This window comes from Caldicellulosiruptor hydrothermalis 108 (assembly GCF_000166355.1).
GTDB lineage: Bacteria > Bacillota > Thermoanaerobacteria > Caldicellulosiruptorales > Caldicellulosiruptoraceae > Caldicellulosiruptor > Caldicellulosiruptor hydrothermalis.
In genome coordinates, this window is record NC_014652.1 from 975,070 (window position 1) to 1,001,255 (window position 26,186).

Annotated in this window: 25 protein-coding genes; 23 read left to right on the forward strand and 2 right to left on the reverse strand. The window is 36.9% G+C overall.

The window, feature by feature from the left end; all coding sequences use genetic code 11:
* The first annotated feature begins 11 nt into the window (after positions 1-11).
* The 11 genes from CALHY_RS04730 to CALHY_RS04780 all read left to right on the forward strand — a co-directional run bounded on the left by CALHY_RS04730 (position 12) and on the right by CALHY_RS04780 (position 13,691).
* Positions 12-680 (forward strand): glycosyltransferase family 2 protein, encoded by a 669-nt coding sequence (locus CALHY_RS04730; protein ID WP_013402862.1) that lies wholly within the window; start codon positions 12-14, stop codon positions 678-680.
* Positions 677-4,885, forward strand: a complete 4,209-nt coding sequence (locus tag CALHY_RS04735) for a PolC-type DNA polymerase III (RefSeq protein WP_013402863.1) — start codon at positions 677-679, stop codon at positions 4,883-4,885. The genes CALHY_RS04730 and CALHY_RS04735 overlap by 4 nt, the downstream gene beginning before the upstream one ends.
* Before the next feature lie 30 nt (positions 4,886-4,915).
* The gene (locus tag CALHY_RS04740; protein ID WP_013402864.1) at positions 4,916-5,551 is read left to right on the forward strand and encodes a thiamine diphosphokinase; all 636 of its coding nucleotides are present in this window, start codon (positions 4,916-4,918) and stop codon (positions 5,549-5,551) included.
* A 61-nt stretch (positions 5,552-5,612) separates the two neighbouring features.
* On the forward strand, positions 5,613-5,888 hold the full coding sequence (locus CALHY_RS04745) for a GlsB/YeaQ/YmgE family stress response membrane protein (protein WP_013290897.1): 276 nt from the start codon (positions 5,613-5,615) through the stop codon (positions 5,886-5,888).
* Positions 5,889-6,085: 197 nt separating this feature from the next.
* Positions 6,086-7,198, forward strand: a complete 1,113-nt coding sequence (locus CALHY_RS04750) for an ABC transporter ATP-binding protein (RefSeq protein ID WP_013402865.1) — start codon at positions 6,086-6,088, stop codon at positions 7,196-7,198.
* Positions 7,199-7,335: 137 nt separating this feature from the next.
* The gene (locus CALHY_RS04755) at positions 7,336-8,430 is read left to right on the forward strand and encodes a PucR family transcriptional regulator (protein ID WP_013402866.1); all 1,095 of its coding nucleotides are present in this window, start codon (positions 7,336-7,338) and stop codon (positions 8,428-8,430) included.
* Between the two features lie 18 nt (positions 8,431-8,448).
* Positions 8,449-9,168: a cell division ATP-binding protein FtsE gene (gene ftsE / locus CALHY_RS04760; RefSeq protein WP_013402867.1), complete on the forward strand. Its 720-nt coding sequence runs from the start codon at positions 8,449-8,451 to the stop codon at positions 9,166-9,168.
* Positions 9,125-10,009, forward strand: coding sequence for a permease-like cell division protein FtsX (gene ftsX / locus CALHY_RS04765; protein WP_013402868.1), 885 nt, complete (start codon positions 9,125-9,127; stop codon positions 10,007-10,009). Before ftsE ends, ftsX begins: the two co-directional genes overlap by 44 nt.
* Before the next feature lie 44 nt (positions 10,010-10,053).
* The gene (locus CALHY_RS04770) at positions 10,054-11,193 is read left to right on the forward strand and encodes a murein hydrolase activator EnvC family protein (protein WP_013402869.1); all 1,140 of its coding nucleotides are present in this window, start codon (positions 10,054-10,056) and stop codon (positions 11,191-11,193) included.
* 14 nt (positions 11,194-11,207) lie between these two features.
* Positions 11,208-12,401: a S41 family peptidase gene (locus CALHY_RS04775; RefSeq protein WP_013402870.1), complete on the forward strand. Its 1,194-nt coding sequence runs from the start codon at positions 11,208-11,210 to the stop codon at positions 12,399-12,401.
* Between the two features lie 18 nt (positions 12,402-12,419).
* Positions 12,420-13,691 (forward strand): PDZ domain-containing protein, encoded by a 1,272-nt coding sequence (locus tag CALHY_RS04780; RefSeq protein WP_013402871.1) that lies wholly within the window; start codon positions 12,420-12,422, stop codon positions 13,689-13,691.
* Between the two features lie 43 nt (positions 13,692-13,734).
* Here CALHY_RS04780 and CALHY_RS04785 read toward each other — a convergent pair whose 3' ends face one another.
* Positions 13,735-14,013, reverse strand: a complete 279-nt coding sequence (locus CALHY_RS04785; protein ID WP_013402872.1) for a hypothetical protein — start codon at positions 14,011-14,013, stop codon at positions 13,735-13,737.
* 164 nt (positions 14,014-14,177) lie between these two features.
* Here CALHY_RS04785 and CALHY_RS04790 point away from each other — a divergent pair, with 164 nt between their 5' ends.
* Positions 14,178-15,077, forward strand: a complete 900-nt coding sequence (locus tag CALHY_RS04790) for a M23 family metallopeptidase (protein WP_013402873.1) — start codon at positions 14,178-14,180, stop codon at positions 15,075-15,077.
* Between the two features lie 23 nt (positions 15,078-15,100).
* Here CALHY_RS04790 and CALHY_RS04795 read toward each other — a convergent pair whose 3' ends face one another.
* Positions 15,101-16,213 carry an MGDG synthase family glycosyltransferase gene (locus CALHY_RS04795; protein WP_013402874.1) on the reverse strand — a complete coding sequence of 371 codons (1,113 nt, stop codon included), beginning with the start codon at positions 16,211-16,213 and terminating at the stop codon, positions 15,101-15,103.
* A 116-nt stretch (positions 16,214-16,329) separates the two neighbouring features.
* Between CALHY_RS04795 and CALHY_RS04800 the strand changes: the two genes are divergently transcribed.
* From CALHY_RS04800 to CALHY_RS04850, 11 genes are all read left to right on the forward strand, one after another.
* Complete coding sequence (locus tag CALHY_RS04800; RefSeq protein ID WP_013402875.1) at positions 16,330-16,887, forward strand: cell wall hydrolase; 558 nt, start codon at positions 16,330-16,332, stop codon at positions 16,885-16,887.
* A 29-nt stretch (positions 16,888-16,916) separates the two neighbouring features.
* On the forward strand, positions 16,917-18,317 hold the full coding sequence (gene ypeB / locus CALHY_RS04805) for a germination protein YpeB (RefSeq protein WP_013402876.1): 1,401 nt from the start codon (positions 16,917-16,919) through the stop codon (positions 18,315-18,317).
* A gap of 77 nt (positions 18,318-18,394) precedes the next feature.
* On the forward strand, positions 18,395-18,568 hold the full coding sequence (locus CALHY_RS04810) for a small, acid-soluble spore protein, alpha/beta type (RefSeq protein WP_013402877.1): 174 nt from the start codon (positions 18,395-18,397) through the stop codon (positions 18,566-18,568).
* A gap of 140 nt (positions 18,569-18,708) precedes the next feature.
* Positions 18,709-19,692 carry a GPR endopeptidase gene (gpr, locus tag CALHY_RS04815; RefSeq protein ID WP_013402878.1) on the forward strand — a complete coding sequence of 328 codons (984 nt, stop codon included), beginning with the start codon at positions 18,709-18,711 and terminating at the stop codon, positions 19,690-19,692.
* Positions 19,693-19,791: 99 nt separating this feature from the next.
* Entirely contained in the window at positions 19,792-20,922 is a 1,131-nt protein-coding gene (gene spoIIP / locus CALHY_RS04820) for a stage II sporulation protein P (protein ID WP_013402879.1), read from the forward strand.
* A gap of 8 nt (positions 20,923-20,930) precedes the next feature.
* Positions 20,931-21,245, forward strand: a complete 315-nt coding sequence (locus CALHY_RS04825) for a hypothetical protein (RefSeq protein WP_238524585.1) — start codon at positions 20,931-20,933, stop codon at positions 21,243-21,245.
* A 52-nt stretch (positions 21,246-21,297) separates the two neighbouring features.
* Positions 21,298-21,861 (forward strand): hypothetical protein, encoded by a 564-nt coding sequence (locus CALHY_RS04830; protein WP_013402881.1) that lies wholly within the window; start codon positions 21,298-21,300, stop codon positions 21,859-21,861.
* Positions 21,862-21,916: 55 nt separating this feature from the next.
* Positions 21,917-22,792, forward strand: coding sequence for a site-specific tyrosine recombinase XerD (gene xerD, locus CALHY_RS04835; RefSeq protein ID WP_013402882.1), 876 nt, complete (start codon positions 21,917-21,919; stop codon positions 22,790-22,792).
* Between the two features lie 90 nt (positions 22,793-22,882).
* Positions 22,883-24,223 carry a Mur ligase family protein gene (locus CALHY_RS04840; protein ID WP_013402883.1) on the forward strand — a complete coding sequence of 447 codons (1,341 nt, stop codon included), beginning with the start codon at positions 22,883-22,885 and terminating at the stop codon, positions 24,221-24,223.
* A gap of 19 nt (positions 24,224-24,242) precedes the next feature.
* On the forward strand, positions 24,243-24,956 hold the full coding sequence (locus CALHY_RS04845) for a type 1 glutamine amidotransferase (protein WP_013402884.1): 714 nt from the start codon (positions 24,243-24,245) through the stop codon (positions 24,954-24,956).
* Positions 24,957-25,129: 173 nt separating this feature from the next.
* Positions 25,130-26,152, forward strand: coding sequence for a BMP family lipoprotein (locus CALHY_RS04850; RefSeq protein ID WP_013402885.1), 1,023 nt, complete (start codon positions 25,130-25,132; stop codon positions 26,150-26,152).
* Positions 26,153-26,186 lie beyond the last annotated feature (34 nt).

Genomic DNA, 26,186 nt, shown 5'->3' on the forward strand with positions numbered 1-26,186 from the left:
GAGGTGAAAATATGTGCAAAAAGGTGGTTTGTCTTATTCCTGCTTATAATGAGGAAAAGAGAATAGGTGCTGTGCTTAGTGTTGTAAAAAAGTGTGAACTTGTAGATGAGATTTTTGTAATTGACGATGGTTCTGTAGACAAAACAGCTGAAGTGGCAGAAAAAAATGGTGTGAGTGTCTTAAGACTTGAAAAAAACAGGGGAAAGAGCTATGCTATATTTTACGGTGTTGAAAATACACAAGGCGATATAATATTGATGCTTGATGCAGACCTTGTAAATCTCAAGGTTGAAGATGTTGAAAATTTAATTAGACCTTTGCTTGAGGACAAGGCTGACATGACAGTTGGAATTTTTTCTGACGGCAGGTTTTCCACCGACCTTGCCCAGAAGATTTCGCCTTTTTTGTCAGGCCAGAGAGGAATAAAAAGATGGGTTTTTGAAAAAATTTTAGAGTCACGCGAGGATATAAAAGATTTGGGGTATGCAATAGAGATTATTTTAACTGAGTATGCCAAAAAGTTTAACTTAAGAGTATTGACAGTACCACTGCCAAAGGTTTCGCATGTGATGAAGGAAGAGAAGCTTGGGTTTATAAAAGGTGCTCAGCACCGGATGAAGATGTATTCAGATATAATAAAAGGTTATGTCAATCTCAAAAAAAGTAGGGATGGGCAATGAGTGAGGCTCTATTTTTGCCAGTAAAACCTGTCAAGATTGAGTTTGACAAATCAAGTATGGATCTTAAGGTTTATGTTGAGAGCCTTGATAACCTGAAAGATATTGACCTCATTGGAATTGAGCAAAGATTCAAGTCTCTTTTAGAAAGTTGCAGGGATGTTGAGATAAAACTTTTCAAAACCAGAAACCTGACGTTGGAAGAACTTTTGAAAAAATATAGATGGTTTTTGTTTTATAAAATTTCAAAAAGATGTAACGGTCTTAGCCATTTTTTGAGAGAATGCGAGATTGTGCAAAGTTCAAGCGGCTTAGATTTTTTGGTTCCAAATGGTATCAGAGATATTCTTTTTGAAAGAAAAGTAGATGTGCTTGTAAAGCAAATACTGTCTGAAGAGTTCGGAATAGTATGCGACGTGGATTTTAAGATTAAAGACTTTTTTATCCAGTTTGACACAGACCAAGAAGTAGAAAAATATCTAAAGCTTAGCGAGGAAAAGAAAGAAGAAACTGAAAAAATTACAAGTGAAAAGAGTGAGGTTGAGACAGACCCGACCATTATATTTGGCAAAAAGATAGATGAAAAGAAAGAGGTAACTCCTATTTCTCTTGTCAAAGTTGGTACTGATTGCGTGATCGAAGGTGAAATTTTTAATCTTGAGATAAAAGAGACTAAAAACCAGAATGTGCTCATATACAAGCTTTACATCACAGACTATTTAAATTCAACCTTTGTAAAAATTGTTGCCAAGAAAGATAAAATTCCTACTTCAATTTCTGTTGGAGATTATGTTAAGGTTGAAGGCAGGGTAGAATTTGACGATTTTGAAAAAGCGGTTGTGGTGAATGCTAAAAACATAAACAAAAGTCAAAAACCTCAGCGACTTGATACAAGCGATAACAAGAGAGTAGAACTTCATGCTCACACCAAAATGTCTGCTATGGATGCTGTGTGCTCTGCAGAGGAGATTATAAAATTGGCAGCTTCAATGGGACACAGAGCAGTTGCGATAACAGACCATGGAGTTGTTCAGGCGTTTCCGGAAGCACAGGAGGCTAGCAAAAGCTGTAATATCAAAGTTATCTATGGGATGGAATGCTATCTTATTGATGATGGCGCGCCAGTTGTTTACAATCCTAAGGAAGGACAAGGATTTGACTCTACCTTTGTGGTTGTTGACATTGAAACAACAGGGTTTGACAGTCAAAGAGATAGAATAATAGAAATTGGTGCTGTGAAGATAGAAAACGGTCAAATAACAGAGAAATTTTCTACATTTGTTGACCCCGAAGGCAAAATCCCTGTCAGGATATCAGAGCTAACAGGCATATACCAAGATATGGTTGATAAAGCCCCAAAGCTGAGTGATGCCATTTTGGAGTTTGAAAAGTTTGCAAGCGGCAGCGTTCTTGTTGCGCACAACGCTCAGTTTGACATTGGATTTTTGAAAAAGGCGTACCAGGAATGTGGAATTATATTCGACTATACATATATCGATACGCTGGAACTTTCAAGAAGGCTTTTGACAGATCTGTCTTCTCATAAGTTAAACAAAGTTGCAGAGTTTTTAAATGTAGAGTTAAAACATCATCACAGAGCTGATTCTGACGCAGAAACAACAGCTGGTATCTTTATTTCTCTTGTGGAAAGATTAAAAGCAAGAGGGTACAAATGGTTAAAAGAACTTAATTCAATTGAGTCAAACGCAAAAGCAGACCTCAAATCTCACAGCTATCATGCAACTATACTTGTAAAGAACCAGCAGGGGTTAAAAAATCTCTACAAACTGGTATCGTATTCTCATTTAGAATACTTCTACAAAAGGCCAAGGATACCCAAAAGTCTTTTGATACAATTAAAAGATGGACTTTTGATAGGAAGTGCGTGTGAGTCTGGTGAAATTTTCAGGGCCTTTTTGGAAGGGAAAAGTGAGGAAGAGATAGAAAAGATAGCAGCATTTTATGATTTCCTTGAGATAATGCCGGTTGAGAATAATTCTTTTTTGATTAGAGAAGGATACTTAAAAGATGAAGAAGATTTAAGAGAAATCAATAAAAAGATTTACAATCTTGGCAAAAAACTTGGCAAGCTTGTTGTTGCGACATCTGATGCGCACTATTGTCATCCACACCAGAGAGTGTTGCGCCAGATTTTAAAACATAACCAAGGGTACGATGATGTTGAAAATGACCCGCAGCTTTATTTCAGGACAACAGATGAGATGCTCAAAGAATTTGATTATCTGGGAAATGAATCTTGTTATGAAGTTGTTGTAGAAAATACCAATAAGATTGCCGATATGATAGAAGATATAAAACCAATACCCGATGAGACTTTCCCACCCAAGATTGAGGGTGCTGAGGAAGAAATATACAACATGACAATGAAGAAAGCTCACGAAATATATGGAGACCCTCTTCCGGAAATTGTAAGAGCACGGCTTGAAAAGGAACTGAATTCGATAATCAAGAATGGTTTTGCGGTGATGTATTTGATTGCCCAAAAACTTGTATCTAAATCTTTGTCAGACGGTTATCTTGTTGGTTCGCGAGGGTCTGTTGGTTCTTCTCTTGTTGCAACAATGTGTGGAATAACAGAGGTAAATCCACTGCCCCCACATTATGTTTGTCCAAACTGCAAGTATTCTGAGTTTATAACAGATGGTTCTGTTGGATGTGGTTATGACTTAGAAGACAAAAACTGTCCACGCTGTGGGAAAAAACTTAAAAAAGATGGGCACGACATACCGTTTGAGACCTTCTTGGGGTTTGATGGGGATAAAGAGCCTGATATTGACCTTAACTTTTCTGGTGATTATCAGCCAATTGCACACAAGTTTACAGAGGAGCTGTTTGGACAAGGCTATGTTTTCAGAGCAGGTACAATCTCAACAGTTGCTGAAAAGACTGCACATGGTTTTGTGACAAAGTATGCTGAGGAAAAAGGTTTGAATCTTCATCCTGCAGAGATTTTGAGACTTTCTCAGGGTTGCACAGGAGTAAAAAGAACAACAGGCCAGCATCCCGGCGGGCTCATGATTGTTCCAAGAGACAAAGAGATATTTGATTTTACACCAATCCAGCATCCGGCAGATAGCGGGGACAAAAGCGTTATCACAACGCACTTTGATTACCATGCTATCTCAGGAAGACTTTTGAAGCTTGATATTCTTGGCCACGACGACCCGACTGTCATACGAATGCTCCAGGACTTGACGGGAGTTGACCCGCGTTCAATTCCTCTTGATGACAAAGATACGATGTCAATTTTTACAAGCACAGAAGCTCTTGGAATTTCTCCTGAGGACATAGATTGTGAAGTAGGGACTTTCGGTATACCTGAGTTTGGGACAAGGTTTGTAAGACAGATGTTAATTGAGACAAAACCAAAGACGTTTGCCGAGCTTGTTCGTATTTCAGGTCTTTCACACGGCACAAATGTGTGGACAAACAATGCTCAGGATTTAGTAAGAAATGGAATTGCAACGCTCAAAGAGGTAATTTCTACAAGAGACGATATTATGTTATATTTAATTCAAAAGGGTGTTCCACCAAAAGACAGTTTTAGAATCATGGAAGATGTTAGAAAAGGTAAAGGATTAAAGCCGGAGGATGAGCAGCTTCTAAGAGCTCACAATGTTCCGGACTGGTATATAGAGAGCTGCAAAAAGATAACGTACATGTTTCCAAAAGCACATGCTGCAGCGTATGTAATGATGGCGTTCAGGATTGCTTATTTCAAGGTACATTATAAGGAGGCTTTCTATGCAACATATTTTACAGTCAGAGCAGACGACTTTGATTATGCAACAATCCTCAAGGGGAGAGACGCTATAAGGCAGAAGATAAGAGATTTGGAAAATAGGATAAGTAGTCTTTCTCAGAAAGACAAAAACCTTCTGACAGTGCTTGAGATTGCAAACGAGATGTTAGCACGAGGTCTAAAGTTTTACCCTGTTGATTTGAACGAGTCTGATGCAGAGAGGTTCATCATAAAAGATGGAGGGCTTTTAATACCCTTTAATGCTCTGCCAAATGTTGGAGTGGCAGCTGCAAAAAGTATTGTTGAGGCACGAAAAGAAGGAAGGTTTTTGTCTGTGGATGACCTTATAAGACGTGCAAAGCTGAACAAGCAGGTTATAGAGATTTTGACTCAGTATAAAGTGTTAAAAGACTTGCCTCAAACAAGCCAGCTAAGCTTTTTCTAAAAATTTATTGTCAGGAAAGGGACAGAAGACATGAAAGGTGTTGTAATCTCAAGCGGTAAGATTGCAAGCAAGTCTTTTTACGATGAATATATAAAAGATGCTGATTTTATAATTTGCTGTGACGGTGGAGCAAACGTAGCATACAAATATGGTTTTGTGCCAAACTTGATAATAGGCGACTTTGACTCTGTAGACAGAATAGTTTTGGAATATTTCAAAATTAATGACATACAAATAATGGAATTTCCTTGTGAAAAGGATAAAACAGATACACAGATTGCCATTGAGTATTTGGCTGAGAACGGGTTTGACGAGGTTGTAATGCTTTCTTGTACAGGTCAAAGACTTGACCATGTTCTTGCCAACATAAGTCTTTTGTATTATCTGCTTGAGCACGATATAAAGGGTGCAATAGTAGATGAAAATAACATAATCATGATGACAAGAAACAAAATAAAAATCCATGGGAAAAAAGGCCATTTGCTCTCTTTGCTTCCATACACACAAACTGTAAGAGGTATTTGTACCAAAGGTTTGTATTATTCTTTAGAAGATGGTGTGATGGAGTTTGGCAATCCTTATGGTGTGTCAAATGTTATTATTGAAGATGAAGCAATTGTTGAGGTAAAAGATGGGGTATTATTGGTAATATTATCAAGTGATTAAATTTGATAAAAGTAATCATACTAATGAGTAGATGCTCCTTCAAAAAAGGGGGTCAAAACTTATGCTCGGGTTTATAATGACCCTGATTGTTGCAGCAATTGCAGGGTATATAGGCGATGCACTAACCAAATACAAGATGCCAGGCGGGTTTATTGGAGCTATGATTGCGGGGCTTGTCGGGTCTTGGATTGGAGCGTATATTCCGTTTTTCAGAAAACTTGGTCCTGTCATTGCTGGTATTCCTATTATTCCAACCATCCTAGGTGCTGCAATATTTATATTTGTACTGGGACTGTTCAGAAAAGGCGCCGAAGAGGCAACAAAACAACAGCAGTAGTAAGATTTGGCTGATAAGGTACAACTCCTTATCAGCCTTTGTTTTTGGTAAGATAGTTTAGACATGTTATCTAAAAGGTTTTTGAAAAGTTTGTTTAAAAAATCAATAGTTTTTAATCGCAAATAATTGTATAGTCTATATTAGAAGAAGATATTTTGCAAGTTTATATACAATACTGTGTAGGAGGTAAAAGCTTAATGGCAAGTGTAAGATTAAAAGGTGTTTACAAGAGATATCCAGGTGGTGTTACAGCTGTTTCTGACTTTAACTTAGATATCGAGGACAAGGAATTTATAGTTTTGGTAGGACCATCTGGTTGCGGAAAAACCACAACTCTCAGAATGATAGCAGGTCTTGAAGAGGTAACAGAAGGCGAAATCTACATAGGGGACAAGCTGGTAAATGATGTCCCGCCAAAGGACAGAGACATTGCGATGGTTTTCCAGAACTATGCTTTGTATCCTCACATGACTGTTTTTGAAAACATGGCGTTTGGTCTCAAGCTCAGAAAGTTTCCAAAAGATGAGATAAAAAGACGTGTACATGAAGCAGCTAAGATTTTGGGAATTGAGCACCTGCTTGACAGAAAACCAAAGGCTCTGTCCGGTGGTCAGAGGCAGAGAGTGGCTTTAGGTCGTGCTATTGTCAGAGAGCCAAAGGTATTCCTCATGGATGAGCCTCTTTCAAACTTGGACGCAAAGCTCAGAGTCCAGATGAGAACAGAGCTATCTAAACTTCACAAGAGACTTGGAACAACATTCATCTACGTTACACACGACCAGACAGAAGCTATGACGATGGGTACAAGAATTGTTGTTATGAAAGATGGATTTATCCAGCAGGTTGATACACCACAGGTTCTGTATGAGCAACCTGCAAACCTGTTTGTTGCAGGTTTCATTGGTTCGCCACAGATGAACTTCATTGAATCAAGGATTGAACAAAAGGATAAGAACTTATATGTTGTATTTGGAAACAACGCAATAAAACTTCCAGAAGGAAAAGCAAAGAAAGTTGAAGAGCTCGGCTATGTTGGAAAGGAAGTTATAATGGGTATAAGACCAGAGGATTTGCACGACGAAGAGATATTCCTACAGACAGCTCAAGATGCTGTTGTTGATGCAAATGTTGATGTTGTTGAGATGCTTGGTTCTGAAACACTTCTGTATGTAGTTGTTGATGGTCTTAACCTCATTGCAAGAGTTGATCCAAGGTCAAAAGCAAAAGCTGGCGACAAGATCAAACTTGCGTTTGATGTCAACAGAATTCACCTGTTCGACAAAGAAACAGAGAAGGCTATTGTTCACTAAGCAAAAGAGGAATAAGCCCTTGCCATGTGGTAAAGCTGTGGCAGGGGCTTTTTGTTTTCAAAAACCTTTTACAACTGCAAAGAAAAAAAGTATAATAGATTTATAAAATACTATGAAAAAGGGTGAGGTATTGAGGTATGATGACACAAAAGGTTATTGATGTTTTAGAGCAGGCAAAAGACATCATCGACGATGAATTTGGATATATTGAAGCTGATGGTAGAGTTATCTACAGCTCAAATCCACTTTCTCAAAACAGGATAAACACGGTTGCAATTGACATGATAAAAACTGATACAGACCTTGAGATATTTGAAGGCCGCACATACAAGGTTTACAGAAGCCAGACAGACACCTATGTTCTTTATATAAACAACACAGAACCTCATGCTGAAAAGCTTTTGGACATGTTAAACCTTGTTGTGATGAAGGCAAAAGAGCCGGCTTCTGCGTATGATAAAAAGCTGTTTATAAAAAATCTTTTGTATGACAACATCCTGCCGGGGGAAATCTACACAAAGGCAAGAGAACTTCACATCGCAACAGGTGCAACAAGGGTTGTGTTTGCTATCTATATTCCAAATGCAAAAGAGATTAAAGATGTGAATATCGGTGAGATTTTGACAAGCATATTCCCAAAGAGCACAAAAGATTTTATTATCCAGCTTGACAACAATATTCTGGTTTTCATAAAAGAGCTAAAACCAGGTTCAAATAATGAGGATGCATACAAGGTTGCAAGGATTATACTTGACACACTCAACTCAGAACTCTTGCTCAAGGCATATATTGGAATTGGCTCTGTTGTTGATGACATAAAAGAACTTTCGATGTCTTATAAGGAGGCAGAAGCAGCGCTCAAAATAGGCTACATCTTTGAAAAGGACAAGTACATCGTAAGCTATCACAAGCTCGGCCTTGGAAGACTTATATATCAGATGCCAACAAAACTTTGTGAGATGTTCTTGGAAGAGGTCTTCAAGGATGTAAAACTTTCTGATTTTGACCCAGAGCTCATACAGACTGTTGAGATGTTCTTTGAATGCAACTTGAACGTCTCAGAGACAGCAAGACAGCTTTATATTCACAGAAATACCTTGGTTTACAGACTTGACAAGATAGAAAGAATGATAGGGCTTGACCTTAGAAAGTTCGAAGATGCTATTATCTTCAAGATGGCTATGCTTGTAAATCAATATTTAGAGTATACAAAGGGCAACATCACATTTTAAAAATTGCAGGTGAAAAGAATGGTAAAGTTTATAAATGTGAGCAAAAGGTATCCAAACGGGGTGCTTGCGCTCACAAATATCAATTTGACCATTGAAAAAGGTGAATTTGTATTTTTGGTTGGTTCAAGCGGGGCAGGAAAATCTACAATTGTAAAGCTTCTTTTGAAAGAGATTGACCCGACTGAGGGAGAGATTATTGTTGGTGAGTACAAGCTCACACAGCTTCCGAAAAGGGAGATACCATATTACAGAAGAAAGATTGGAATAGTATTTCAGGATTTTAGACTTCTCCCCAACAAAACAGTATATGAAAATGTGGAGTTTGCTATGCAAATAACAGGAGCACCTGCAAAAATCATCAGAAGACAGGTTCCTTATGTTCTGTCTTTGGTAGGGCTTGCGCACAAGGCAAAATGTTACCCGCACGAGCTTTCAGGCGGTGAGCAGCAGCGGGTTGCCTTGGCGCGAGCAATTGTAAATAAGCCCAACTTGCTTGTGGCTGATGAGCCAACAGGTAACTTAGACCCTGACACATCATGGGAGATAATGAGACTTTTAGAAGATATTAACAAGAGAGGAACAACTGTGCTTGTTGCAACACATGCTAAAGAGATTGTTGATAGCATGAGAAAAAGGGTTGTGGCAATTGACTGTGGCAGAATTGTGAAAGATCAACCTAAAGGAGTTTACAGCTATGAGTCTTCAGACAATCAAGTACTTTTGCAAAGATGGATTTAAAAACATTTTTTTAAATAAGACCATGGCTGCTGCTTCTATCTCTATAGTGGTGGCAGCCTTAACTGTGGTTGGGATATTTATTGCAATCGGGATTAATCTGGAGTATATCTCACAGCAGATAGAAAAGACGGTTGATATAAGGGTGATTCTACAAAAAGGTCAGGAAGAAAAAGCGGTTGTAATTGAGGAGTATTTGAGGAAAAACGCTTTGGTTCGAGAGTTTAAATACATAAGTCCACAGATGGCTTTGCAAGATTTGAAAAATAAGCTTGGTAAAAATGCGTTTTTGCTTGAAGGACTTGAAAAAGACAATCCTCTGCGGGGATACTTTGTAGTAAAACCTGTAAAGATCGAGTATACTAAAAAGCTTACAGAAGAGTTAGAAACTTTAGATGGCGTTGCTCAGGTCTATTTTCCTTCTGAGACGGTGGACAAGCTGAGAAGGATTTTAAAGATAATAAATCTTTTTTGCATACTTTTGATTTTGGGTCTTTATATAGTTGCTGTATTTATAATTGCCAATACTATCAAAATAACCCTCTTTGCAAGGCGCAGAGAGATCTCAATTATGAGATATATTGGTGCAACTAACAGGTTTATAAGCGGACCTTTTGTTGTTGAAGGGTTTATTATAGGTATTTTGGGTTCGATTTTGGCATATGCTATTGTTTTGTTATTTTATCACTATGCAATAAGATACCTTTCACAGACTATTACGTTTATTGATTTTGTCAACATTTCTATTTACAAGTACAAAATATTAGGAGTGTTTATACTCACAGGAAGCATGGTAGGCATACTGGGAAGCTTAATTTCTCTAAGAAGATACTTAAAAGCCTAAAAATCAAGCCTCTTTTGTCTTTTGTAAAAGAGGGGGTTTGGCTGTTGAAAATCAGACTAAAAATTTTTTCTATTTTGCTTGTATTTGTTATCTTTTTTGAAACTGCTGTATCAAGCACTTTAAAAGAATATCAAAACAAGCTGAAATCTATTGAAAAGAACAAACAAAGAACACAGCAGAAGATAGTAGAGGTTAAAAAACAGCAGCAGCAAGTTTTATCACAAATAGATGGGCTTGATAAGAAGATTGATGATGTGGAAGGAAAAATAAGAAATTTAAAAGCAAACATTGCATCTGTTGAAAACAAGATTTTGCAGACAGAGGCTGATCTCAGAGAAGAAGAAAAAAGGAAAGAAATGTATTATGAAAAGTTCAAAGAGAGAATAAGATGTATTTATGAGCTAAATACTGTCTCTGTATCGTATATTGAAATGCTGCTTGACTCTCAAAACCTTTCAGATTTTTTTACAAGAATGTATCTTTTTAACGATATAATTGAATATGATAAGCAAATACTAAATGAGTACACAAAGAGCATTGAGACTATCAAAAATAAGAAAGAAAAACTTGTTCTGCTAAAGGAAGACTTGAGTAGAGAAAAGAGGGAGCTTGAAAACTACCAAGCTTCTCTTTTGGTAGAGCAAAATGAAAAGAAGAAGCTTTTGTCAGAACTTGAAAAAGAGCAAGACAAATTGGAAAAGATGCTTGATGAACTTGAAGAGATTTCAAATGAGCTTTCCAAGAAAATAAAGGAGATTTTGGCAAGACAGAAGACAAAACGCATATATAAAGGTGGCAAGCTCTTGTGGCCGCTTGAGGGGTATTATGGGATAACATCATATTTTGGCATGAGGTTTCATCCAATTTTGAAGAAAAACAAAATGCACACAGGGATAGACATTGCAGCGCCATATGGAGCAAGTGTTTTAGCAGCAGCAGACGGCGATGTGATTTTAGCCGGATGGGTGTCTGGTTATGGTAAGACTATCATTATAGATAATGGTAGTGGTATTTCAACCCTCTACGCTCATCTTTCTTCAATCAACGTAGCTGTGGGCCAAAAAGTGAAAAGAGGCGAAAGTATAGGTAGTGTTGGTGCAACTGGGTATGCTACCGGTCCGCACCTTCATTTTGAGGTTAGAATAAACGGAGATGTTACTGACCCGCTCAATTTCCTAAGGTGAGGAGCTGAAAAAGCATGAAAAGAAAACTTCAAACCCTTGCAATAGCTCTAATTACTGCAATTGTCACATATATTGTGACCACTTATGTCTATTTTGGAAGTCCTATATATACAAACAAATTAGTAACTAACTCCAAGGTGTCTAAGGTTATATGGCTTTTGAAAAAGTACTATTATGAGCCTAAGGATATAAGTGACCAGAAAATTATAGACGGTGCAATAGATGGGATTGCTGCAAGTGTTGGTGATCCGTACACTGAGTATTTTACTAAAAAAGAATATGATGAATTTATCATACAGAGTAAGGGCACGTATTTTGGGATAGGGGTGACAATAGAGCCTGGTGAACATTATATTGAAGTTGTAACACCGTTTGAAGGTTCTCCCGCATACAAGGCTGGGATAAAACCAGGGGATAAGATTATAAGAGTAAATGGGATAAATTTGACATCAAAAGATATAGAAAAGGCTGTAAATTTAATGAGAGGGCCAAAAGGAACAAGCGTGACAGTTACAATTTTGCGCAATGGCAGTTCAAAGCCTATCGACCTTAAAATTGTCAGGGATGAAGTAAAAATAAAAACTGTATCTTCTTCCATTTTGGAAAATAACATAGGTTATATTAAAATCACCAATTTTGATGAAAATACCCCACAGGACTTTTACAATAGCTATGACAAACTCAAAATTTCTGGCTGCCGTGGACTTATCATTGACCTGAGATTCAACCCTGGGGGGCTTTTGGAGTCTGTTGTTGACATTGCAAGCAATTTTCTCAAGAAAGGACAGCTTATAGTATATCTCAAAGACAGATACAATCACAAAGAGTATTTCAAGTCATACAAAAATGGGGACACGGTAACGCCGCTTGTCGTGCTTACCAACAAATATTCAGCGTCAGCTTCAGAAATATTAGCTGGATGTTTAAAGGATCAAAAAAGGGCAAAAATTGTAGGTGAAAAGACTTTTGGTAAAGGAGTTGTTCAACAAGTATTTGACCTTGGAGATGGTTCGGCAATAAAAATCACTGTAAGTCAATATTTGCTACCAAGCGGAGCATATATTCACAAAAAAGGTATAGTACCTGATTTTAAAGTGAATCAGCCTAAAGAGTATCAGGACAAAATGAATGTACCAATGGATAAAGACTTACAGCTCAAGAAGGCTATAGAGATTTTAAAAGATGAAATTTCAAAGAGTAAGTTTTGAAAATTTGAGGTGCATATTATGTTAAAATTTTTCTGGCAGATATTTGAACTGACAGGACTTAGTATATTTCGACTTCTTTTTAGCTGGAATTTCTGGGTTATAGTTATTTTAATTTCATTTTTATACAGAAGAGAGCAAGAGTTTGAACAGGCTGTACTCGGGCACAACCGAGTCAGCCTTCTTTACAAGGTTGTGGAGTCTTCCATCGCGGGGCTTGTAGGGGGTTATATAGTAAGTTTAATTACTTTGTTTTTTGGCATAGTGGTGGATGTGGATAGTCTTATGTATCTTTGGTATATTGCTTTGATTCTTGCACTAATAAATCCAAGATATCTTTGTTTTTCGTATGCGGCGGGAATTATTTCGGTGATATCTCTCATCTTCAAAAGACCAGCTGTTGATATCTCAGGGATATTGGTAATTGTGGCAATACTTCATTTTGTTGAAAGTCTTCTAATTTTCTTGGACGGTTTTCGTGGTGCAATACCTGTTGTGATTGAGAGAAGAAAAAAAGGAGGCATTTTTTCAACCTCAGGTGCTTATCTTATGCAAAGGTTCTGGGCTATACCGATGGTAATAATTGCGTATAACTATCAGACCACCGCGCAGGTTGTAAAAATTGAGCTGTTTGAACCCTCATGGTGGCCTCTTTTTAAACCACAGAATCTTTTGCCAAATACTATGCTTCTTATGACTCCTATTGTAGCTGCACTTGGATACGGGGATTTGGCGGTGGAAGATGAACCAGCTGTGATAAGCAAAAAAAGTGCCGGAATTTTGAGCATTTTTAGCATTGTTTTGTTTATTTTAAGCGCACTTTCATACAAGGTCTATGCTTTCAAGTGGGTGGCAGCTCTGTTTGCCCCCATTGCTCATGAAAGTATTATACTCTATCAGCAAAAGAAACAAAAAGAAGGAGATTCAATATTTGAAGCAGAGGAAAATAAAATAAAGGTGTTATATGTCGAAGAAAACAGTGTAGCAGCCAAGATGGGTATAAAACCGGGGGATGCTATTGTTTCTATAAACGGTCTTCAGGTTCAGAAAGAAGACGATATTGAGAGAATATTTACTGACGCACAGATTTACCTGTGGGTAAAAGTTGTGGATAAAAGAGGAAAGATAAAAGAGCTATATTATCAGGACTATGAAAATGGAATAAAAAATCTTGGAATAATAGTTATTACCAAAAATGTAAGCGCTAATTATCAGCTTGAGTCTGATGGATACTTTATATTTATAAAAAATATTGCAAGAAGAGTAAAAAATTTTTTGTTCAACAAAAGTTGAAACCTAGCAAAATTAAAGGGCGAAGCTATTGAGTCTTTGCCCTTTAACTTTTTGTTTTTGCAAGAAAGTCCACTAGGATTGCCGCACCAAGTCCTTCAATGAATATGTAGACTGAATTTTGCAAAAATCCTTGGGCTAAGACTTTCAGGTCTACTTTGTCTGATACATAGTGCAGTGACAAAATATAAAACTTTATTCCTATCAGTGCCATCACAATGGAAATAAGGCTTATTACAAGCAAGATTTTTTTTGAATAGGTAGAAATTTTTTGAAAAAATCTTTTCCTGCTCTTTTCCTTTTCCCTTTCCCTTTCCTTTTCCATTTCTCTGCACCTTCTTTTTAATCTTAAAGAAATCTTGTTTTGTAAGGTTATGATATCAAACTGCAGGGAAATATTCAAAGAAAATTTATGGATATCAATTTCTATTTATGTATAACCAAAGCAATGGATGGCAAAAATACTTTTATAGAAGGAGGTGCAGAGGTGTGAACAAGAAAAACTGGAAAGAAAAACTTTTAGATTTTTTTGACACTAAAGGTTTTTATATTATTGTGGCTGTATGTTTGCTGGTAATAGGATTTTCGGTTTATACCATTGCCACCACAGACTTTACAAAATACGAGGTAGAACAAAATCAAGAAAACAAGCAATCTTTAAATAACCAGGTTAAATTGCCCGAGATACCTCAGCCACAGGAAAGTTCAACAGAGGTAACAAAACAGGATGATTTGAAAAAAGAGGGTTCTAAATCTATAAGTTCAAAAAAGAAAAGCGAAGATAATAAAAATAGCAGTAATTCAAATTCTACTATCCGCCCTACACAGTCAGGAAATAATTCTAAAAATAGTAATAATAAAAATAAAAGCTCTTCTGTCTTCTCTAAGAAACAAGATAACAAAAAGATGGATTCAAACATCCAGATTGGAACTGGTACCAGCCAGGAAGATGTTGAGGTTATAAACCCTGTTGACTTCAAGCCAATCTTTCCTACCATTGGGAAGGTAATAAGAGAGTTTTCTGATCAGTCGCTTGTATATTCAAAAACTCTTGATGAGTGGACAGAACACCCTGGAATTGACATAGAAGCTCAGGAAGGTAGCGATGTAAAAGCTTGTTTTGACGGTACAGTTATTGATTTAGGAGAAGACCCTCTTTATGGAAAATATGTTGTAATCGATCATGGAGATGGATATATCTCAAAGTACTACAATCTCAAAGACTTAAAGGATATTCAGATAGGAGAGATTGTAAGGCAAGGAGAGAAAATAGGAGAGGTTGGTACAAGCTCTAACATAGAGTACATGGACCCGCCGCATCTTCATTTTGAGATACTTTACAATGGTGAAAATCAAAATCCGCTGAAGTTTTTACCTCAAACAAATTAAACAAAAGCGAGGGGAATGAGCAACTACATTGCCATTCCCCTTATAAATTCCGCAATGTCGATTGAAGAGTTTGGCTTTCCTAAAAACGAACAGGCAAGCTTCATATGTTCTAAACGTTGAGGATTGTTTATTATCTGACTAAATACTATATCAAAGTTTTCGGTATTTTTTACATACGCAGCAGCTCCGTTGTTCATGAGATAAAAAGTGTTTCTTTCTTCTTGCCCGGGAATAGGAGAAATCAATATCATGGGAAGTTTGCGAGACAGTGCTTCTGCGCATGTGAGTCCCCCGGGTTTTGTGATGAGAATATCACTTATTGCCATGAGCTTGTCTATGAAATCAATAAACCCGTATACTATTATCTTTCTTCCAAAATCTTTTTCTTCCAAAGCATTTTTGAGGGCCTTGTTTTTTCCTGCAACAACAATTATTTGATAGTTCTTATCACATATTGTGCAGGCCTTTTCGACAATCTCTTCTATGTTTCCAAGCCCTAAGCTTCCGCCCATTATAAGTATTGTTGGTCTATCTTCCAGGTTCAAATTTTCGACAATTTGTTTTCTGTCATATTTTTGAGCAAATGACGGGTTTATAGGAATTCCAAGTGGCACTACTTTGTTTTGTTGGGCACCTTTTTTGACCGCTTCATACACCAAGTTTTGGTGATGAACAATAATATAATCGGCGAAATGGTTTATCCAGTATGGATGAATGGTAAAATCAGTGACAATACTTATTATAGGCACATTTATGTTCCCTCTTTTTTTAAGCTGGGCCACCATGTCAACTGGTGATGGATGAGTACCAATTACTATGTCCGGTTTGAAATCCGAGATAATATTATAGAGTTTATAAAATGCAAAATAGAACTTTTCATACAAAGCTCTGCTCCATCTGGTTGGAGGTTCTTTGTCAGTAGAGTCATATACAAGACCATAAATAAAAGGCACTGACTTGATTGCTTTTAAATATGTTCCCACGGCAAGTTTGTCAAGTATTGGACTTATGATTTTCAGTGTATCTACAATTTCCACTTGTGACTCAGGATATTTTTGTAGAATAGCACTCTTGAGGGCATTTGAAGCAGCAAAGTGTCCTCCGCCTGCGTCAAGGCTTAATATCAAAACCTTCATTTGTTTTTTCCTCCACCCTTGCAAGTCTTTAAGTTTATTTTACCGCTAATTTTGAATAATAAAAATGAGCTTACAAAAAATAATTTTAGAAAAATTCATATTTGGGGGTTTGCAGCATGGGTAAAATCTTAAAAAGATATTCACTTTTTATCCTGCTTCTTTTGATAAGTTTTATCCTCAGTATATATTCTGCAAAGCTTATTTATGATATAAAAAGAGCAAGTTACGAGAATATTGAGAAAAAACTTGAAAAGGCATTAGAAAGTACTGACAAGGAAGTTTTAAACGAATTTATTGAAACGCAGGGGTCAACAAGCTACCAGAACAAAGATTTGTATCTTCTGGCCAGAGTTATAAATGGTGAGGCAAGAGGAGAACCTTATGTAGGCCAGGTTGCAATCGGGGCTGTAATTATAAACAGAACAAAACACCCCGGATTTCCAAAGACAATCAGCGGTGTAATCTATCAGCCGGGTGCCTTTACTTGTGTATCCGACGGTCAAATTAATGCAAAACTTGAACCAACAGCACTAAAAGCAGCAAGAGACGCGCTAAATGGATGGGACCCGACAAACGGTTGTATATATTACTACAATCCTGCAAAGACAACAAACAAATGGATTTGGAGCAGGAAGGTTATGCTTGTCATTGGCAAGCACAGATTTGCAAAATAAAATCAATAAACTAAAGAGGTGAGATTAGCTTGAGCATTTTAGGTGGATACAAAGAACTTCGGGAAAGGCTAAAGAGTGTAAGGCTTTGGAGTGTGATGGCGGTCACACTTGGTATTTTGGTTATTGTAGCGCTTTGGGGAGTAAACCAGTATAAAGGAAAAGCAAACTACCACAACTATCTTACCAATATGTGGCACAGAGCATTTTTCGACATGGTAGGTTATGTTCAAAACATCCAGGCATTGCTGTCAAAAGCTGAAGTGTCAGGCGATGACAGGCAAAGAGCGGTATTATATACCGAGGTGTGGCGAAACGCTTTTGCAGCGCAGGAGAACCTTTCCCAGCTTCCTATTGAAAATAATGTTGCACTTGAACGAACAGCAAAGTATCTTACTCAAGTTGGAGACCTCAGTTTTTCACTTTCAAAACAGCTTATGAGCGGCAAAAAAGAGACATTGCTTCAGCAAAAGCAGCTCAAAAAACTTCGAGCGTATGCAGATAAGCTCAGTAACAACTTAAATGAGCTTGCAATTGAGATAAGTCAGGGAAGGCTGAGATGGGGCGAGGTCAGAGTAGTTGGAACGTCAAGGTTCAGAAGGATAGCTCAGAATGTTACAAGCAGCAGGATGCTGGCAGTTGAGGCAGGGTTTAAAGACTACCCAACTTTGATATATGACGGACCTTTTTCTGACCACATCAGTCGCCAGACCCCAAAAGGACTTCCAGAAAAACTTATAAGCAAAGAACAGGCAAAAAAGATTGCGCTTAACTTTTTAAATTTTAAAAGAGCTGATATAGTCAATTATTTAGGACTTTCAGGAGATAGAATAAAGGTTTATACTTTTGAGATAATCCCTGACAGAAGAATTCGCGATAGAACAATTACAATAGCTATTTCTAAAAAAGGCGGCAAAGTAATTTGGATGATTGACAACAGGGCTTCCTCTTCCCCAAAAATAGGTGTTGCGAAAGCAAAGGAAAATGCTAAAAAGTTTTTAATTGAAAAAGGTTTTGCTAACATGATTGACACCTTTTATCTAAAACAGGATAACACTGCTCTGATAAATTATATCTACCAACAAAATGGTGTTAAGATATATCCCGATATGGTGAAAGTTAGAGTTGCTCTTGACACAGGGCAAATAGTAGGGTTTGATGCAACAGCATATTATATGTCTCACACTTCAAGGAAGATCCCTAAACCTGCAATATCTGAAAGACAGGCAAGAAATTTTATTAGCAAAAATTTTGATGTGCAAAGCGTATCGCTTGCTATAATTCCACTTGATTCTGGAAAAGAAGTCTTCACATACGAATTTTTAGGCAAATATGATGGTAAGTACTTTGCTGACTATATAAATGCAATCACTGGAAAGGAAGAAAATATCTTGGAGATAATTAAAGACCCTAATGGCATTTTATCAATGTAAGCAAATGGATAATAAATTGAATAGTTTTTGAACAAACTAAGATATGCGGTGAAAAAGCCGCAAGGGGGGCGATTGGCTTGGCAAGGCAAAAGATTATGTCAGAGGAGCTTAAAATGGAGATAGCAAAAGAACTTGGAGTGTACGATGTAGTCACAAAGTACGGTTGGGGAGAAGTAAAATCGCGCGACTGTGGTAACATCGTCAGAAAAGCTATCGAGATGGCAGAAAGAGCCTTGAAAGAAAAGCAATAACCCCCCTGTCAATAAAAAGAGGGGGCTGCAAGAGTATAATCTTGCAGTTCCCTTTTAACATACATTTTTGGTTAAATGACCTCAAAAGTGAAAACAATAATTTGTAGGAAGAAGTTTCAAAAGAAAGGTGGGAAAAGAGAATGTTTAAAATTCAAACAGACCTTGCCCTTGAGACGAGGGAACTTGTCCAAAAAGGGCTTGGAAGAGAGATAGAAGGTGTTGAGGTTGAAGAGAGAAAAGAGTTTGACGATAAAATTAAAATCACTAAGGTCAAGATTAACTCTATAAAAGGTGAAGCAATCTTGCAAAAGCCTATGGGCAATTATATAACAATCGAAGCTGACGGGCTGCGCGATGAAGATTTTGAGGTCCAGGAACAAGTTTCAAAGATACTGGCAGACGAGCTTGAAAGCTTAATAAATGTGTCACAAAAATCTACTGTGCTTGTTGTTGGACTTGGCAACTGGAATGTCACGCCCGACTCTTTAGGGCCAAAAGTTGTGTCAAAGGTGTTGATAACACGTCATTTGTTTGAGTTTGTGCCAGAAAAGGTCAAAGACAGGCGAATACGCTCTGTTTGCGCAATATCGCCAGGTGTTCTGGGCATAACTGGAATCGAGACCAGTGAGATAATAAGCGGTATAGTTCATAGAATACATCCTGATTTGATAATTGCAATTGACGCACTTGCTTCAAGAAGGCTTGAGAGGATATCAACTGCTATCCAGATAGCAGATACAGGTATCGTCCCCGGCTCAGGTATTGGAAATGAACGAAAAGGTATCACAAAAGATACAGTTGGTGTGCCTGTTGTGGCAATTGGTGTTCCTATGGTTGTTGACGCAGCAATTATTGCAAATGATGCCATAGACCTTCTGCTTGAAAGACTTAAAAATGAAACAGACAGGTCATCGCCGCTTTATATGCTTTTGGAGAGTATCCCTGATGAGGACAGGTTTAATCTTATCAAAGAGGTAATATTCCCTTACTATGGTAATCTCTTTGTGACACCAAAAGACATAGACAGGATTGTTGAAAACATTTCGACTGTGATAGCTGATGGAATAAATAAGGCAATTCATCCGGAGGTAAAAGAGAATGAAGAGTATAGATATGTGAATTGAGTGAGTTGTAATAAAAGGGGGGATTGAAGAATAAGAATTTTAAAAGAAAGTTTTTAGATAATATCAAAAGTTTTAAAAAGGAGTTTTGAATAATTTAAAATGGTGAAGGTTTTTGATTTTAAAAAGATAGTATTGGTAACTACTATACTTTTTGTGGTTGGTGTTGGCTTTTTAGTTGAAAGATTAATCTTTTTAAATCAAGCAGCAACAGCTCTGCTTTTCAGGTATTCAAAAGAGATTATTTCGTTTAATATACCCATTTTTTCTGACCATTTTGCAAACGAGGCTTTTAAAATTGAGAACATAGTAAGGTTTTCTTATCCGATGTTTACGGCAACAAACTTTCAAGAGGTTGCAAATGCACCTGTATATGAAGATGATGCCATTGTGATAGATTATAACCAGCAGACCCAAGAAGAGAAGAAAAATGGTCAAGCTGAAAGCCAGGATGAAAACATCGAATTTCAGAAATACTTTGAAAATAGTGCTCAAAAAATGGGAATTTACAACATAGAGATTATGAATCAGACAGATTATAAGATTGATGTTAATACCCTTTTGAAGACAAACTTCAAAATTTTCAATGGGAAAAAACCGTCCATTTTAATTTACCATACTCACACAACAGAAAGCTACAATACTTTTTCCCAAAACCTTGTATACACTCCTGGCACAACAGACAGAACACTTGACTTTAACTACAACGTTGTGAGAGTAGGGGAAGAGCTGAAGAAGATCTTGGAAAAACAGTATGGTTATAAGGTTTATCACAGCAAAGATGTAAATGATTATCCGGAATACAAGGGTTCTTATTCAAGATCATTGAAAGTGATAGAAAGATATAAAAGTGAACATCCTGATATAAAGATCTTTATAGATTTGCACAGGGATGCTATTGGAAATGGTTCAAAAAAGGTGAAGGTTTCAACAGTTGCGTTTGGATATGAGGTTGCAAAGGTTATGCTTGTTGTGGGGACAGACAAGCTTGGGCTTTATCATCCGTTTTGGCGACAGAACCTTCTGTTTGCTGTACATCTTCAAAAAAATCTCAGCAAAATATGCCCTCAGATTACAAGACCTATAAACCTCTCTGCTGCACGATACAATCAACATGTATCACCATATGCTATAATCATTGAAGTTGGTAGCAATGGAAATACCTTAGAAGAAGCCTTGAGGAGTTGTCAGATTGTTGCAAAGGCATTGGATGATACCATCATGGGAAGGTGAGTTTTGGTTTGAGAAGAAGCAGATACAGAAGATATTGTGAATATAAAAATTTTATCAGAAGAATAAGAAGAGGGCTAATTTTGGTAGTTGTTATCTTTTTAATTATGCTCTTTATAGTTGAGATGAACAAGCAAAAGATGTTGCCCCACGACGAGTACATCCTCAAAATACTTTTTAGCTATGACAGTATAAATTTGAAATTTGCAGGTGGAAGATTTTCAATCAAAGTTAGCAAAAGCTTGCCCAACCGCTTTTATAAAAAGACAAACTATCTCATTTTTAAATCAAAGGGGTATCTATTTTCTTTGGTAGGGAATAATTAAAAAAAGATTAACATATTATTTTACTATAAAATTTGCAAAAGAGAAGATAACAATGAAGACAAGGATAAAACTTTTAATTGTATCTATTTCTGTTTTGTATATTCTTAGTATGTTTTTTGGTATAAGATTTTTCTTGGGAATGAACACAAATCAGAAAAGCCAGCTTTCGAACTTTGTCTTACTTTCAATAAATATGGCAAAACAAGGAAATGCGGCTTATTGGAAAAATGTTTTGATTTCCTCATCAGGAGTAATACTGTTTTGCCTTTGCATATGGGGGCTTTCCAACCTTCACAGATACATGCAGCTTTTGAACATAGGAATTGTAATATTTAAAGGATTTTCATTTGGGCTTGCTACTGCTGTCTTTTTTTACGTGTATAAGATAAAAGGGCTTGCATTCTTTTTGTCTTATATGCTATTAAAAGAATTGATTGTTTTCATATTTTTGATTATACTTATTCTGTATTCATTTATAATGTTATTCTTTAAAGACAGAATGGTAAAAATAGATAAAAGGTCAACCGCTGTTGTGGGAATGATTATAATATTTTTAGTGTGCGGGATACTGGTGATTGACAACATGGTGGCAAAACTTGCTTGCAGGTTAATATGAGATTGCTATAAGATGGCAGGAACTTATTTATAGATAGAAGGGGATTTGAAGATAGATGAGTATCATAGAAGCTTTTGGTAATCACCTTCAGAGACAGAATAGATTTTCACAAAATACCATAAGCTCATATTTGCGGGACGCTAAAAAATACATAGAATTTTTAGATAACATAAAGATAAAACTTGAAAATACTTCTCAGGCAACCTTGATAGCATACATTATCAGTATGCAAAAAAGTGGCAAATCAAACAGCACTATTGCACGAGCAATTGTTTCACTAAAAGTCTTCTATGACTTTTTAAAAATTCAGAACATTGTTGATATTGGAAAGATTGAGATTGAACCTCCCAAACTTGAGAAAAGTCCACCTCAGATACTTACCAGAGATGAGGTGGAAAAGCTTCTTTCATGTCCGAAAGAAGATGATATTAAAGGAATCAGAGACAAAGCAATGCTTGAACTTTTATATGCAACAGGTATCAGGGTGAGTGAACTTATCAACCTCAATCTTGACGACATCAATCTTGAACACGGATATATCATCTGCAAAAACAAGAAAAGAGACAGGGTTATTCCCATTGGTTCGTACGCCATTTCGGCAGTTGAGAAGTATTTACGTCATTCGCGGCCTTACCTTGCTAAAAACAAGGATGAAGAAGCTCTGTTTCTGAACTTTAACGGTGAGAGAATGACAAGACAGGGATTTTGGAAGATAGTAAAGTTCTACGCGCAAAGCGCAGGAATAGATAAAGAAATAACACCGCATGTACTCAGGCACTCTTTTGCCACTCATCTAATTGAAAATGGGGCAGATGTGAGAGCTGTTCAGCAAATGCTGGGGCATGCTGATATTTCTACAACACAGAGATATCTTCAAGTTGCAAATGTTAAACTAAAAGAGGTTTATCAGAAAACTCATCCACGTGCATAATAAGATAATTTTTTTGAAAATAGAGGGGCAAGGCAATGCCTTGCTTTTTGTATTTTACAAACTTTTTCAGAAAATAGGAGATGAGCTAAGTTGCAGAAAATAAGACTTTACGTTGCTATTTTGCTGGGGATACTTGTAAAGTTTACTTTAAAGCTTTTCGGGAAGGACGCAACAAGTGCTCCGGGGAAGATTGCTCTCAAGATTTGTCCTTCTATCATAAAAGAAATTGATAAAAGAAGCAAACTAAAGATACTTATATCAGGTACAAATGGTAAGACAACCATAAACAACATAATAAACTGGCTAATTGCGGGTGATAAGGTTGTGCTTTCTAATCTGAAAGGGTCGAATATGGCAAACGGGATTGTAAGTGCTTTTATAAATAATCTAAGGTCAAGCTATGATATTGCGTGTTTTGAAGTTGACGAAGGCTCACTGCCAGTTGTAACAAGATATTTAAAACCAGACATATTTGTCACAACAAATGTGTTCAGAGACCAGCTTGACAGATACGGTGAGCTTGACAGAGTAAAGGAGTTGATTTTGAGCCATATTGGACAAGCTTTAGCCATAATAAATGCAGACGACCCAAACTTGGCAAGTTTTAGTGGTGAAAAGAAGGTATTTTACAGTGTGGATGAAAACGTGCTTAGCCGAAGAACCAATGTCACATTGGATTCACGTTTTTGTCCCAAGTGCAATGCTAAACTTGAATATTTGTTTTACAATGTTGGACATCTTGGAAAATATAAATGCTTAGTGTGTGGTTATAAAAATCCTGAAAGCAGGTTTGTCATTACAAACATAAGAGAAGATTCGGCAGGGTTTGTTTTTGACTTTTTTGACAGGGGAACAGGTATACATATTGAGAACATTAAATGGGAAATGGGTGGTATTTATAATCTGTACAATGTCTGTGCAGCCATTTCGGTAGCAATATTGACTGGTGTTGAAGAAAAAAGAATAAAAGAAAGGATTGAAACATTTGAAAATGAGCTTGGGAGGTTAGAGAAGAAAGAAGTTGGCGGCAAAAAAGTAATAATATCACTTGTAAAAAATCCCATAGGCATGAGCGAGACACTAAGCGTAATTAGCCAAGACCCCGACCCTAAGGCTATTGTGTTTATCCTCAACGACAATGCTGCAGATGGAAAAGATGTCTCATGGATTTGGGATGCTGATTTTGACATCTTGTACAGAATAGAAAACATCAAAGCTTTGTACTTTGGTGGCAAGAGAAAAGAAGATATGGCTTTGAGAGTAAAATACAGTGAATATATGCTTTCTAAGTTTGAATTTATTGACTACAAAGAAGAATTAGACAAGGTTTTTGAGCTAAAAGATATTGAGAAGGTCTATATTCTTCCAACATATACAGCTCTTTTTGAAGTAAAGAAAATAGTGGACAACCTTTCAAAAAGGATGGGATGAAAAAGTGGAGATAAATATTGTGAATATGTATCCAGAAGTTTTAAATCTGTATGGAGATAGAGGCAATATTATCTGTCTGCAGAAAAGATGCATCTGGAGAGGTATAGAAGCAAACATTTTTGAATACAATTTAGGCGCAGACCAAGAAATCCTAAAAAATGCAGATATAATCTTGCTTGGCGGGGCATCTGACAGGGAACAATCTATTGTGTATTCACATCTTTTGAAATTAAAAGAACTTATTAAGAGCCTTATTGAAGATGGAGTTGTGATACTTGCAATCTGTGGTGGATATCAGCTTTTAGGAGAGGCTTATATCGATGCAAGCGGAAGAGCAATAAAGGGTCTTCACATCCTGGATTTTATAACAAAAGCTGAAGGGAAAAGACTTATTGGAAATATTATTATTGAAACAAGCTTAGATGTGTTTCCCAAAACAGTTGTGGGATATGAAAATCATGGTGGAAGAACCTATCATGATTATCAGCCTTTTGGCAAGGTCTTAAAAGGTTATGGTAACAACAGGAAGGATGGGTTTGAAGGACTGATTTATAAGAATGTAATAGGTACGTATTTGCACGGACCTCTTCTTCCTAAAAATCCGCATATTGCAGACTTTATGCTCAAAAAAGCTCTTGAAAGAAAGTATGCTTTAGATAGCTTAGAATTTCAAAAATTAGATGATACATTAGAATATATTGCTCACAACAGGGTAAAAGAATTGTATATGTAAAACAGAAATTTGGGCAAAAGGCTGCTATTCAGAGGCAGCCTTTTATAATTATAATTCACAAATTTATAAATTTTCATATTGACTTTTTTGAACAAAGGTTATAAAATAATAACGTCAGATGTCAGATGTTAGATGTCTGACATCTAAAAAATAAAAAAGGAGGTCTGGTTTTTATGAAGAAAAGGTTATATGCAGTGTTAAGTCTTGTTGTGATTGCTGCACTTTTGTTAAGCTTAAATGTATCTTGGAACATGGCAAGTGGGTCTACATCCCAAAAAACTTTTAAGGTAGGGCTTGTCACTGACGTTGGTGGTGTCAATGACAGAAGTTTCAACCAGTCTGCATATGAAGGTCTGAAAAGAGCTGAAAAAGAACTAAAGATCAAAACAACTCTCATTCAATCAAAACAGATGACAGACTATATTCCAAACTTACAGAAACTTGCAAAAGCTAATTACGATTTAATTATTGCAGTTGGTTTTCTGATGCACGACTCGGTTGTGACAGTTGCAAAGCAGTTCCCTAAGACAAAATTTTTAATTATCGACTCTGAGATTTCTGACCTTCCTAATGTTGCCTCAGCTATGTTCAGAGAGGAACAAGCAGGCTACTTAGCAGGTGTTGCTGCAGCTTTGCTTGAGAAAGCTAAGTTTGGCAAAACAACTGGAAAGAATGTATTTGGAGTTGTAGGTGGCATGAAGATTCCACCTGTTGACAGATACATTGCAGGTTTTAAAGCTGGCGTCTTGAGCGAGATTCCAAAAGCAAAGGTTATAATCAAGTACACTGGCAAGTTTGACGACCCGGCATCAGGAAAACAGGTAGCTCTTTCAGAAATTGCACAAGGGGCTGACTTTGTATTTCAGGTTGCAGGGCAGACAGGTCTTGGTGTTATCCAGGCTGCAAAAGAAAAGGGAGTTTATGCAATTGGTGTTGACTCAGACCAAAGCTATGTGGCACCAACCACTGTTGTTACCTCTGCAATGAAGAGAGTTGACGTTGCAACATACAGTGTTATAAAAGATACATTAAATGGGAAATTCAAAAGTGGTATCATTTACTTTGATTTGAAAAACAATGGTGTTGGACTTGCTCCATTTATGAAAGGTGTTCCAAAGAGTGTGAGCGAAAAAATAAACAAGGTAATTGCTGATATAAAAGCTGGTAAGATAAAGATACCAACAGAAGTAAAGTAGTACCATGTAAGTTTTAAAGGCCTGCTGGGCAATA